Consider the following 12,058-nt stretch of genomic DNA (forward strand, 5'->3'; position numbering starts at 1 on the left):
CTCATTTCTTCAAAGAAGGAATTACACGCAGCATGCTGACACCTGCCGGGCCGGATCATGCACAAATAGGAGCTACCAGTGGAATACTGGATTATCTAGATGCTGTTTATGAGCATCACTTCAGTGAAGAGGCTACTCCTGCTGAACGCAATCTTGCCCTAACCCAATTATTCCGGAGCACAGAAAAAGCCCTGATGGAACCTTTGCTTAAATTTTTAAGATCACGTCAAGACGTTAAAATCTTGGGCCTGAGACAGACAGAAGGAAGAGTCCCGACTATTTCAATCCTTCCGCTAACTAAAAGCATTGAAGAGGTGTATGCAGCGCTTACTAAGCATCAATTAATGCTAGGTACAGGCGACTTTTATGCAGCGCGACCACTTATGGATATGGGGATCCCTTTAGATCCGGGCGTATTGAGAATGTCTTTTTTGCATTATACGAACATGGAGGAAATTGATCAATTAATTGAAGGGTTACAGGTGGCATTGGAGGCATATTAATTCCACTTAAAAGCTTTTATTTCCTTCATCCCTTGTAGCACGTATCAGGACGTTTGGATCATTTCATTAGCTTCTCTTAGTCGGTTCGACATTTTTTCCAATAACCTGTATGCCAGGGAAGGGTCGCGGCGTATGGATTTAAAGAAATTTCGCTTGTCAATGGTGAGTATTGTGACATCCCCGGCTGCTCGGACGGTACATGAACGCACATCTTCCTCGAACAGCCCCATCTCCCCAAAGAAGTCAGACGCACCCAGTTCAGCCAACTTTATGTCTCCTTCCTCTGTTTCGTGAATCACATCTACCATCCCTTCCTGGATGACATAGAGGCTATTTCCGGATTCCCCTTGTTTTATTATGATCTCTCCGTCTTTATAGCGCTTGCCGAGCTTTTTGCTTTTCATGACTGTTACGATTAAAAGGTGGTACATTGGATCTTGTTGTGCTCCCGATAAGTCCGAGCAGGAGTCCCGGATGTAGGAAGCGCTTCAAAATATTCCTATATCCCGAACTACCCGTAAAGGTGTCCCAGAGGACAGCGCTCAACCGAAGCGCCGACCCCGATATCGATTGTTCCTTTCCAACCTGGTGAAGTAGCCCCCTTTTTATGATGGAAGATTTCTGTATGATCCGTGTGATCCGGAAGATCAATTTTCCAACCCCGTTATCCCGGTCCAGGTCGCGGCATACAGGGGCATAATATTTTTCAAAATGCTTTTCGCTGATCCCTTCAAAAATAGCAGTGCTTGCAGCGGCTTTTGCTGTGATCAGGGCCGCACCGATCCCGTTTTTATATAACTTGGAAGAACCCGAGTCACCAACCAGGACTACGCGGTTCGCATACGCATGTTTCCCCTGTTTTATATTGATATAGGGATAACATTGGCAGGGCGCAATCCTATCTATAGGATAATCTGCCGGGAAGCATGAGCGTACCTGAGCCGATTGCACAAAGTTTTGCACGACGTCCTTGTCGATATCTCTACCCAATAAAACCAGGGTCACATAGTTGTATTTGGGGATCAAGGCTCCAAATGTGATCTGAGGCAGGTCCAGAAGGAAGACATGCATCGAACTCCCTAGGCTTTTCTCAATGTTGGCGGGTTTCATCATAAATTCGCTGATGTAGGCGCGTGTCTTTTCGGGCAGGCTGTAGGCGGGACAAATTGTTTTAAAAAGGTCCAGCGTCTTGTTGCTCAGTCCCACAGCTCCTACAACCAGGTCATATTTGCGTGCGGCTGACTTTGCGTATCCGACCGTGATCCCGTCCTCAGACCTCTCGAGAGCGGTTACTTTTTCGCGGATCACCCGGGCGCCATTCTTCTCGCATAACTCAAGCATATAATTATCAAACCCGTTCAGGCTTGTGTCCAGGCACCCTCGAGGCCCGCTTCCGCGGAAGACTGAAGCGATACGGTGTTCATCACTAGGAGTTCGGATGACCCGTGACCCTTGCTCGGTATGCAAGGTATAAGTGCTGATCGTCCGTTGAATGATGTCGGAAGGAATGACCAAACCGTCGGTCGCCAAGTCTTGGACCAAGGTTTCCGAGATGATGCCTCCGCAGTGATTGCATCCTGCAGCGCCGATTCTTGTGAAATCCTTAGCTTCAAAAATATCGAGTTCCACTTCCAGGCCAAATCGCCTGGCGTATTCAAGGGCATAATAACTAAAAAAACTGCCAGCAGGACCGCCCCCAACTACACCAATGCGGGAGCCATCCGTCAATTCCAAATCCTGTGGAGCTAATACAGACATAATGATCGATCCTAGAATTGACTTGAAAGAGTCGAAGGAAGAAGCTATTTAAACAATATGCACACCTAATCCAGACCCATCCAAGCCGACAAACTTAAAAATAGGGCTGCAGTAGGCTGTGAACAATGATATTTGTCATTTTAAGTATTCCGACGCTTCCGCAGCCTGTACAACATCTGTGATTCTATCTAATGTTGAGATCTTAATTCTGCTTGTTTTAAACTGATCAATAGCCTCTGATTTAATTCAGTAAATTAGAGGGTAGACAATCAACCTATAACTGACACCAATAAATTTCTTTAGAAAGATTAGACAACTTTTGATCGAAAATATATTCAGCAAATATCTTCTTTGTGCTATTGGAGAAATATTACTTGTAGTTATTGGGATTTTGATTGCCCTACAATTCAAAATTGGGCTATTTAAAAGGAGCGCACTATGAATTTCGCGAATCGCTTTACAAGAATTCTGACAAGTGCCTTTTATCTTATGTCCTTATACATCCTTCCCATTCCAGGGTTTGGACAGGACAGTAACATTGAAAATGATTTAAAGGAAATAATTGGCTATCCGATTAATGGCATCGAGCTTCATATGGATGGCATTGTGGATGAAGCGTTTTGGCTAACTATTCCTGGCAATGGTAATTTCTTAATGCAAGAACCGAAAGAAGGGGGTGAACCTACAGAGCGTACAGAAGTAAGAGTCGCCTTCGATAGCAAAAATCTCTATCTCGCAGTAGTTTGTTTTGATAGTGATCCGTCAGATATAAAGGCCTTTCAAAAGAAGAGGGACGCATCCCTGGAGACAGACGATCGTTTTAGATGGATCTTTGATACATTTATGGACAAGCGAAGGGCCTATTTTTTTGAAATCAATCCCTCGGGATTACGGGGAGATGGTCTCATTTCTTCAGGCCAGGGCCAAACTTTGAATAAAGACTGGGATGGTATCTGGCAAGCATGGACCTATATTGGTGATTTTGGTTGGTCCGCCGAGATCAGGATCCCCTTTCGGAGCATAAACTTTGATGCTAAAAGTGAAGTCTGGGGAATTAATTTTCAAAGGACCATACGTCGTAATAACGAAGAACTACTTTGGACAGGTCACCGCCGTAACCAGGGATTGTTACGACCACAGAATGCAGGTATTCTTACAGGCCTTGTTGATCCATCGCAGGGAATTGGGTTGGAAATTGTCCCCTATGCCATTGCCCAGTCCAGCAAAGAATATGATGAGGAGAACGATGAGTCGATCAATACTACTTCCGCCGACCTTGGATTTGATATCAATTACAATATTACATCCCAATTAAAGGCCTCTTTCACATACAATACTGATTTTGCGCAGACCGAGGTAGATGATAGACAAATAAACCTTACTCGTTTTCCTTTGCGTTTTCCCGAAAAAAGAGATTTTTTCCTTGAGGGATCCTCAATTTTACAATTTGCTCCTCGAAGTGGCGTAGACCCTTATTTTAGTCGCAGGATCGGACTGGTAGACGGGATACCTATCCCTATTAAGTATGGAGGTCGTCTAATAGGGAATATCGAAAAGAATAACATTGCACTTTTGCACGTACGTACAGGAAAAAAGGGGGAACTGAATCCGGAAAGTTTTACAGTGGCCAGATACAGACGGGATTTTTGGAAAGAAAGTTCTATTGGCGTTTTGTACACCCATAGAAGTACTGAGAGTGATTTATTGTTGGGTAATCCAGTTCAAAATAGAAATACACTGGGCGCTGACCTCACTTTGAGTACTTCCGAATTTTTAGGAGATAAAGTACTCCAGTTCTCAGCCTTTTTTATAGGGCATAACCCTGATTCACCTCTTGACGATTCCACTTCATTGCTTGATCGATCGGTGCGTGGTCTAAGGTTTAATTTCCCCAACCAACCCTGGTCTGCATGGGTTTCGTATAGGGAATTTGGACAAGAGTATGATCCAGCAGTAGGGTTTAACCGCAGGAACGGGTTCAAAAGGCTACAACCAGCTATAAACTATGCTCCTCTGTTTGAAAATAGCAACGTCATAAGAGAAATAGAATGGGGCATATACTACGAGTATCTCACTTCCTTAGAAAACGAACTTCTAACTGAAAATCTTAGGTTTACCTTAGGAGAGATCAGGTTCGAATCGGGTGAGAGCCTGGGTGTTGAAATTTCTCGAAACTTTGAACTTCTCGATGAAAATTTTGACATACTTGGTGACGGTTCAGTAATTGTGGCTCCAGGAGAATATAAGAACTGGGGTTACGAATTGGAGGCATCTTCCGCAACTTTTCGTAAGGTATCCGGATCTATTGCTTATGAAGACAGGGGTTTTTGGACCGGGAATATCTCAAGCCTGGAATTGGGTTTAACCATTCGCCCAGTACCCGGCATTAATCTGGCTAGTGCGTACAGACATGCCAAAGTAACTGCTGAAAATAGTGGATTTAACACCAATTTATTCCAATTAGATCTTGGCTTTGATTTTACCCCTGATATTTCACTTTCGTCAATCATTCAGTTTGATGATGTAAGCGAAGTTCTAGGGACCAATACCCGTTTTCGATGGATAATTACTCCCGGGACCGACATTTTTTTTGTGTATAATCACAATTGGCTGAACAACACAGAATTGAATCAAAGGTTTTTTACCATACAACAGGGAGGGGCGATGAAGGTAGTTTATACCTATCGTTTTTAGTGTAGGTAATAGTTGTTTTAAGGTTGAAAATGGTAGAGGGAGCCCTAATTACTGCTAACAGAACAAGGTGTATAGTTCATTTTGATTAATTAAGTAAATTATAGGGTATAACCAACCACTTCTTTCTCATGATCAACTTCTTTAGAAAAATCCGTAAACAACTCGCTGATGACAACAAGCCATTAAAATACCTCTTCTATGCTATTGGGGAGATCGCTTTGGTTGTCATCGGAATTTTAATTGCCCTTCAAATTAATAATTGGAATGAACTAAAAAAAACCAGAGCGTTTGAAAAAGAAATTTTGAAAGACATTGGCAATGCACTTGACGGAAATATTTTCCGAAATACCATATGCTTGAAAAGTAACAAAAAATCCATTGCTTCTGCGGATATAATACTTAAAAAATTGGAAGAGAATACTAGTTACCATGATTCACTGGCATTTCATTTTTCAAAATCTTTGACATGGTGTTCTCCCTCCTTCCAAAATGCTGGTTATGAAAGCCTGAAAACTTATGGAAGAAATCTCATAACAAATGATACGATTAGAGAAAAGTTAGGGATTTATGATGCTGGTTGGATGGAAAATCTATCGCAAAGACAGGAAGATTTCTTCTTTCATACTGCCAATCCTGTCTTAATCGATCTATTTGAAAAAGTAGCTATGCGAACGGAAATGATACCCATTGATTACAAGGAATTGAAGAAATCTAAACCGTATCTGAATATACTCAGAACCTTTAAGGCCTACAGAGAGGATCAAATACGATGGCAAGAAGAATGGAATGAAAGTCTTAATGATCTATATGAAATGATCCAAAGAGAATTGAAAAAGAAATAATGAAAGGTTTACAATAGCTATATATATTTACTGCCTGTCTCCTACTCCTTCCTATGTTAAGAAAGACCATCCAAATTGAATCTGTTGCCCTCTACAATGCGGTGGTCTATAATGGTGTCCCTAATCATTTAGGATAAAGCTGTTAAAGATTATTCGGTACCTTGGGAAGAACAACCAACTACTTCTTTAGCATGATCAACTTCTTTAGAGGACCGAACGGTAAGCAAAGGTCTGATAGACCTTTGATAGTGAGGGGCCAGATGGTGCGAGGGCAATTAAATATAAAAGCATGATCAAATTTTTTAGGCGAATAAGACAGCAATTATTAACTGAAAACAAATTCAGCAAATACCTCCTTTACGCTATTGGAGAAATTCTTCTGGTTGTGATTGGTATTCTGATTGCTCTTCAAGTAAACAATTGGAATAATGAAAGTGCCGATAGAGATAAAGAGATAAACATTTTGACAGAAATTAAACGAAACTTAGAGGTAAATATGATTCAGTTTTCTGCGGAAATAGCGAGCCAAGATTCAATTATTCAGAATATTGATATTATAATGGGGCAAATCAAAAATAACATTCCTTATCACGATTCATTGGGTACTAAATATGCTTCTATTGCTTGGACGGAGGAATTTAACATTGCGAATTCTGCATTCGAAACATTAAAGACATTGGGTTTTGATTTAATCTCATCTGACTCTTTACGTGAAAACGTAATTCATTTATTCAGTATAAGGTATATTAGAATTTCCGATGTCATAAAAAAGGTCAGTAGTACTGAACATACCCAATTAAATACGGTGTATTTACGACATATTGAATATGATAAACGAGGTAATGGCATTGTCAATGACTTTGAAAAACTAAAAAAAGATGCGGAGTTCATTAATATGTTAAGTAGTCGACGTATATGGAAGGTAGATATTATAAATACCTACAAAGAACTTATTGAGGAGTCTTTACAACTATCCAGAATGATTGACCGAGAATTAAAAATAAGGGAGTAAAAAAAAGAAGCTGCATTATCGCTTAGATTAAAGAGAAAATGAACTTATTATTTTGATTAAGAAAGAAGTTAAAGAATAACGAAAAGCTAACAATAACCTATGATTAACGTCTTTAGAAAAATCCGCAAGAAACTCGCTGACGATAACAAGCCGCTGAAATATGCACGCTATGCTATAGGGGAGATAGTATTGGTGATGATAGGTATTCTGTTGGCATTGCAGGTGAATAATTGGAATGAGGATAGGAAGGAACGAATTATTGAGCAGGAGGTCTATAACAATCTATTGACCGATATTAATAAGGATAGAATTACTTTGAAAGAAAGAATGACGCTTTCAAAGAATGAAACCAACGCACTATATGATTTAGTGCATAATGCCTATACTACTCAAAAAACTTCTGAGGATTACATTAATCTATTATCGCACGTTCTGTGGAATGCCGATAACTTTATTCTACAGGATAAGACTTTTGATGAATTAGTTAATTCTGGGAAATTGGCTATTTTAAAAGATAAATCCTTAAAAAATAGGATTTTGGAATATTATAAAAGCTATGATATCGCGGCAACTCACATAGCCGAGTTAAACCAGACGAGCATAGACATGTTGAGTATAGCTTCCGAAATTGAACCCTCTATAAAATACATGGGGTTAAAAGGGTTATACGATGAGGATTATATGTTTATATCATCGGACTGGGACTATATCAATGATCCTACTTCCAAGGGATTTCGTTTGCTAGAGCAAGCAGCAGGATATTATTTTTTTAAAAATCAGTTCCTTATGGACTACTTTAAAAAACAAGATTCTTTGGCAAGGGAATTGGTTCCAAGCATTCATTTTAAAATAGCCAAATAACTATTTCCTATGATCGGTTTCTTCAGAAAAATACGTAAACAACTCGCTGGCGATAACAAGCCGCTGAAATATGCACGCTATGCTATAGGGGAGATAGTATTGGTGATGATAGGTATTCTGTTGGCATTGCAGGTGAATAATTGGAATATAAATAAACAAGAAACAAAAGAGCTTCACAGTTATTTAAACAGCATTAAGAATAATTTAAAATCTGATCTAATTAGTATTGAAGAGATAAAATTATTCAGGGAATCCTCTATTGCATATTCCAAAAATTATCTGAAAATAGTAAAGAAAGACAACATCACAATTGAGGATTATAATACGCTAGAGAATTTGAAGTTAAGAAGTAGTGTTTTTATTGACACCTATTTCAAATCTAAGAAAAGTGGATTTGAGGCACTAAAAAATTCGGGATTTATTAGAAGGTTGAATGGAACAGATTTAGAAGCGGAACTCAACGAGTACTATTATTTAATTGAAAAAATAAGCGATCAAGAAACAAGCCTCAACAATACGATAGAAGCACTGGAGAATGTTGCTTATCAGGAGAATGTTAGGCAACGAATGATCGATATTTCTTGGATGAAAAACAAAGATGCATTCTTTTCTTCCCATCAAAAGGAAATTAGAGACTTATTGAATCACCCAAGTATGACTGGGGCAAATCGTAGAAATGCAGTTGAGACAAGATTGCCGAAATATTATCAAGCAGCGCTAACCATTGCCAATAGTTTAATCTCAGAAATTGATACTATTATTCAAAATCAGAAATCAAATTAGGGAAAACGAAAGGCTAACAACAAACCGCTTCCTATGATCAACTTCTTCAGAAAAATCCGTAGAAAACTCGCTGATGATAACAAGCCTTTAAAATATCTACGATATGCGGTTGGGGAAATTGTGCTGGTGGTTGTTGGGATATTGATTGCTTTACAGGTAAATAATTGGAATGAAGATTATAAAGAATCACAGGCTATTAAGAGTGTTTTATATGAAATTAAAGAAGACTTAATTAAAGACAAAGCGGAATTAGAACGTAACATAGAAATACGTACTGAAGATTTTGAAGCGCAAAAAAGAATAATAAACGTACTCGAATCTAAGGAGATTTTTAATGAAAATGTCCATTCTGATTTAGGGCGTATTCATTTGGCTCGAAATGTTTTCTCGGCTTCAAAGGGATATGATTTATTGAAAGAATTGAATCTAGGCACCTTAAAGGACAAGGAACTTCGGGTTTTACTTACCCAGTACTATGAAAGAGATATTGCATGGGTTCATCGAGAGTTCGCAGATGACAAATTGGAATTTGAAAACTTTTGGTTACCATATGTAAGAATTCACTTTAAGGATTTTGAATTCGGGAATTATGCTATTCCTCATGATTATTCCCAAATTTTAAATGACCCAACTTTGTTGACAGCAACTAAGATGAATATCAATAATTTAAACAATACAATTAACGCATACAAATCAGCATTAAGCACTGCGATAAAATTGATGGATAAGTTACCCGACTAGATTTGCCCACAACTGGCACGAGCCATCAAACCCTAACCCAACCATCCTTCCCGGTCCAAACTCCTGTACTGGATAGCCTCCGCAATATGATCCGGTTGAATATTTTCTGAAGTTTCAAGGTCTGCGATAGTACGGGCTACTTTTAAGATCCTGTCATAGGCCCTGGCCGATAACTTGAGTTGCTCCATAGCAGTTTTCAATAATTCCAGGGATATCTCGTCGAGGGGGCAATACTTTCGGATCGATACACTAATTGAGGCGCTTGAAACTCAAAATGAAGGACCGTAAAATCTTAAGAATGAAGTTTGATCTAAAATCTAGTCTTGAACATGTAAAAGAATTGGTAGCGTATGTGACATACCATTGTTCTGTACAAAGACGGTAGATTTTAAGCCATCGCACAGGATATCCAAATTCTTTGCAATCTGGAATTCATTGCCTGCCTGAATTTCAGGCAATCCCATGAAAACAATATCTGATTCCCTGCTATTTTCATATAAGATATCTTTGAAAATGCCATCGTATACGAATACATGGACAGAGGCTTTAATCCTCGCTTTTGGGAGCAATTTCTCGATACCATCGTGCAATCTAATTTTATCTTCCTCATTCTTTATAACAGATAAAATACGTATTTGGGCATTCTCCCACTCCAGATTTAATTTTATAAGGTAAGCGCACATCAACATAAGATCTCCATTATTTTGTTGTCCACGCCACCATATATCTATCATTTTACCCCTTTGTGTCAGACCAGAATTGGTATTTAATAGAATAATATTCTTATCCATTTTACGAAGCGCTCCAATTGCCTTTAGTTCTTTTATCTGCCCTTCCTTGTCATGGGACCAGTCAAACATTATGGTATTTGTCCGTAATCCTGCTAGTCCATGCCCTTTTGAAATTTTAACAAAGCCTTCATGGAAATCAACCACTGAGTGCACTTCAATAAAGGCCTGGAATCCGTGATGTGCTATTCTCATTCTCATTTCTGTTTCAATGGCCCTCCTTTTGTCATCTTCAATGCTTCCATCTGAACTTATTAAATGGGCCAGAGTAAGTATCCCATGATTCTGACCCAGCAACTCGCCAAGTTTGATGAGGCTAAGATCCTTTTCAACGTTTTTGACAAAAATCAACATTAATGGCCTCCAATTGCGTCTGTAAATACTACGATCCTTAAGCTGAAGCAATGCATATCTAGCAACTTTTATCCAAAACCCTACAGACACATCCCCCCACTGCTGTTCCAGGGATTTGGAGCGAAGCCAGATATAAAGACCCGCCACAATAAACAGAGCGATCAAGCACGCCCAGGGGCTTATCAAAAACATAACTCCTATAGCACCAGCAGCACCTAAAATTGAAACATACCAAGGCACTTTGATTTTGGGCCTATACGAGGGCTCTGATACGAGAACCTCTAACGCCGCACTGAAATTTATAGTTACGTATAGGGTTAAGAATAAGATTGATACTAATTGAGCAATGGTGTTAAGCGATCCCAGGGATACTGCCAGTAACGCAATGGCCCCGGTTATCCAAGTTGCTTTTGTAGGTTGTCCGGTTTTTGACAATTTTGAAAGAAATTTAGGTGCAAGACCATCTATGGAAAGTGCCTGTAACACCCGTGGTCCGCCCAAAATACTTCCAAAGGCTGAAGATAATATTGCGCCCCACACGGCCGGGATTACTAATAATCCTCCAAATAATGCGACCGACGTCCATGACTTCAGACCAAAATCTTCATCTGTTAACTGTTCTATTGTGAGCAGACCTGTGATGGCAAATAAAATTGGTATTATAAGATATATCAGAGCTCCGGTGAGGACAGCTCCCAGAGTTCCTTTGGGAATTGATTTCCGGGGTCTTTTTAAATCTCCACTCATACCAATTCCAGCTGTAAAGCCGGTTACAGCCGGGAAGAAAACGGCAAAAACAAACCAAAACCCACCACTTTCATTAGTAGAATCAGAAACATTCATCAAAGGTGCATGTGTTTCGTTTGTTAAAACTCCAACTGCCAAAGCAAGAATGGAAAGCCCTACTAATATCATTATGGGTATTTGGGCTTTAAGTGTAAGAGCCGCACTTTTTCCAGAAAGAAGGGTCACCAAAATAATCAAAACGGCAGTAAGTCCTTGCAAGGCGAAGGAAGGGATTGCCCCCCAAGCAAGAGGCCAGAAAATCAGAATAGCCTCAGCTAATCCAAAGCAATAAAAAGTTACGCTCAATGTACGGCAGAAATAAAGTGGAATACCAACGGCACCACCAGTTTCCATTCCAAGGCTCCGAGATATTAAAAAATACTCTCCTCCCACGCCTACTTGAATGTTTGTTGCAATCGCGGAGGCACTAAGTCCGGTAATAAAGGTTATGGAACTCGCCAAGATCACAATAACCATTGTCCAACCCAGGCCTACATTGCCTACCACCCATCCAAACCTAAGATACATGACAAGACCAAGTATTGTAAGTATGCTGGGAGTATATACTCCTAAAAAAGTTCCAAATTTTCGGCTACTACTTAGGGCGTTTTTAGACATATTGTAAAATACTAAAAAAAAAAGCAGGAGATTAATTGTGAAAAATAGGAATACGCTCGTTTTACCCTAACCACCCCTCCCTATCCAGACTGCGATACTGAATTGCTTCTGCAATATAATCGGGTTTAATATCCTTCGCTCCTGTTAGATCGGCGATAGTGCGCGACACCTTTAAAATGCGATCATAAGCACGGGCAGACAGGCCGAGTCGTTCCATAGCGGTTTTTAATAATTCCAAGGAATCGTCATCGAGGGGACAGAACTTTCGGATCGACTTTGTATTCATCTGTGCATTGTAGTGCACTGATTCCATTCCCT

Annotated in this window: 10 protein-coding genes and 2 pseudogenes; 7 read left to right on the forward strand and 5 right to left on the reverse strand. The window is 39.7% G+C overall.

Translation table 11 applies throughout. From position 1 onward, the window contains the following. A partial coding sequence (locus Q0X89_RS04570; protein WP_297691586.1) for an aminotransferase class V-fold PLP-dependent enzyme occupies positions 1-503 on the forward strand: 503 nt, incomplete at its 5' end. 44 nt (positions 504-547) lie between these two features. Here the strand turns inward: Q0X89_RS04570 and Q0X89_RS04575 are convergent. Next, complete coding sequence (locus tag Q0X89_RS04575; RefSeq protein ID WP_297691588.1) at positions 548-907, reverse strand: cyclic nucleotide-binding domain-containing protein; 360 nt, start codon at positions 905-907, stop codon at positions 548-550. Continuing rightward, entirely contained in the window at positions 876-2,261 is a 1,386-nt protein-coding gene (locus Q0X89_RS04580) for a hypothetical protein (protein ID WP_297691590.1), read from the reverse strand. Before Q0X89_RS04580 ends, Q0X89_RS04575 begins: the two co-directional genes overlap by 32 nt. A gap of 438 nt (positions 2,262-2,699) precedes the next feature. Here Q0X89_RS04580 and Q0X89_RS04585 point away from each other — a divergent pair, with 438 nt between their 5' ends. From Q0X89_RS04585 to Q0X89_RS04610, 6 genes are all read left to right on the forward strand, one after another. Next, positions 2,700-4,955 (forward strand): DUF5916 domain-containing protein, encoded by a 2,256-nt coding sequence (locus Q0X89_RS04585; RefSeq protein WP_297691591.1) that lies wholly within the window; start codon positions 2,700-2,702, stop codon positions 4,953-4,955. Positions 4,956-5,083: 128 nt separating this feature from the next. Then, a complete protein-coding gene (locus Q0X89_RS04590) occupies positions 5,084-5,797 on the forward strand; it encodes a DUF6090 family protein (RefSeq protein WP_297691592.1) in 714 nt (237 codons plus the stop codon). Positions 5,798-6,086: 289 nt separating this feature from the next. Next, positions 6,087-6,809, forward strand: a complete 723-nt coding sequence (locus Q0X89_RS04595) for a DUF6090 family protein (RefSeq protein WP_297691594.1) — start codon at positions 6,087-6,089, stop codon at positions 6,807-6,809. Positions 6,810-6,908: 99 nt separating this feature from the next. Beyond that, positions 6,909-7,670 carry a DUF6090 family protein gene (locus tag Q0X89_RS04600; protein WP_297691597.1) on the forward strand — a complete coding sequence of 254 codons (762 nt, stop codon included), beginning with the start codon at positions 6,909-6,911 and terminating at the stop codon, positions 7,668-7,670. A gap of 9 nt (positions 7,671-7,679) precedes the next feature. Next, positions 7,680-8,453 (forward strand): DUF6090 family protein, encoded by a 774-nt coding sequence (locus tag Q0X89_RS04605; RefSeq protein ID WP_297691599.1) that lies wholly within the window; start codon positions 7,680-7,682, stop codon positions 8,451-8,453. A 33-nt stretch (positions 8,454-8,486) separates the two neighbouring features. Further along, on the forward strand, positions 8,487-9,194 hold the full coding sequence (locus Q0X89_RS04610; protein ID WP_297691601.1) for a DUF6090 family protein: 708 nt from the start codon (positions 8,487-8,489) through the stop codon (positions 9,192-9,194). A gap of 32 nt (positions 9,195-9,226) precedes the next feature. Here Q0X89_RS04610 and Q0X89_RS04615 read toward each other — a convergent pair. From Q0X89_RS04615 to Q0X89_RS04625, 3 genes and pseudogenes are all read right to left on the reverse strand, one after another. Then, positions 9,227-9,436 (reverse strand): annotated as a pseudogene (locus Q0X89_RS04615) (magnesium chelatase); the annotation flags it as partial. A gap of 75 nt (positions 9,437-9,511) precedes the next feature. After that, complete coding sequence (locus tag Q0X89_RS04620) at positions 9,512-11,740, reverse strand: amino acid permease (protein WP_297691603.1); 2,229 nt, start codon at positions 11,738-11,740, stop codon at positions 9,512-9,514. Between the two features lie 61 nt (positions 11,741-11,801). Then, positions 11,802-12,058 (reverse strand): annotated as a pseudogene (locus Q0X89_RS04625) (magnesium chelatase); the annotation flags it as partial.

Source organism: uncultured Eudoraea sp. (assembly GCF_947258525.1).
Classification (GTDB): Bacteria; Bacteroidota; Bacteroidia; order Flavobacteriales; family Flavobacteriaceae; genus Eudoraea.

Coding starts and splice junctions, on each gene's coding strand:
- Q0X89_RS04575 (WP_297691588.1), bottom strand. CDS start 907: ATGAAAAGCAAAAAGCTCGGCAAGCGCTATAAAGACGGAGAGATCATA.
- Q0X89_RS04580 (WP_297691590.1), bottom strand. CDS start 2,261: ATGTCTGTATTAGCTCCACAGGATTTGGAATTGACGGATGGCTCCCGC.
- Q0X89_RS04585 (WP_297691591.1), top strand. CDS start 2,700: ATGAATTTCGCGAATCGCTTTACAAGAATTCTGACAAGTGCCTTTTAT.
- Q0X89_RS04590 (WP_297691592.1), top strand. CDS start 5,084: ATGATCAACTTCTTTAGAAAAATCCGTAAACAACTCGCTGATGACAAC.
- Q0X89_RS04595 (WP_297691594.1), top strand. CDS start 6,087: ATGATCAAATTTTTTAGGCGAATAAGACAGCAATTATTAACTGAAAAC.
- Q0X89_RS04600 (WP_297691597.1), top strand. CDS start 6,909: ATGATTAACGTCTTTAGAAAAATCCGCAAGAAACTCGCTGACGATAAC.
- Q0X89_RS04605 (WP_297691599.1), top strand. CDS start 7,680: ATGATCGGTTTCTTCAGAAAAATACGTAAACAACTCGCTGGCGATAAC.
- Q0X89_RS04610 (WP_297691601.1), top strand. CDS start 8,487: ATGATCAACTTCTTCAGAAAAATCCGTAGAAAACTCGCTGATGATAAC.
- Q0X89_RS04620 (WP_297691603.1), bottom strand. CDS start 11,740: ATGTCTAAAAACGCCCTAAGTAGTAGCCGAAAATTTGGAACTTTTTTA.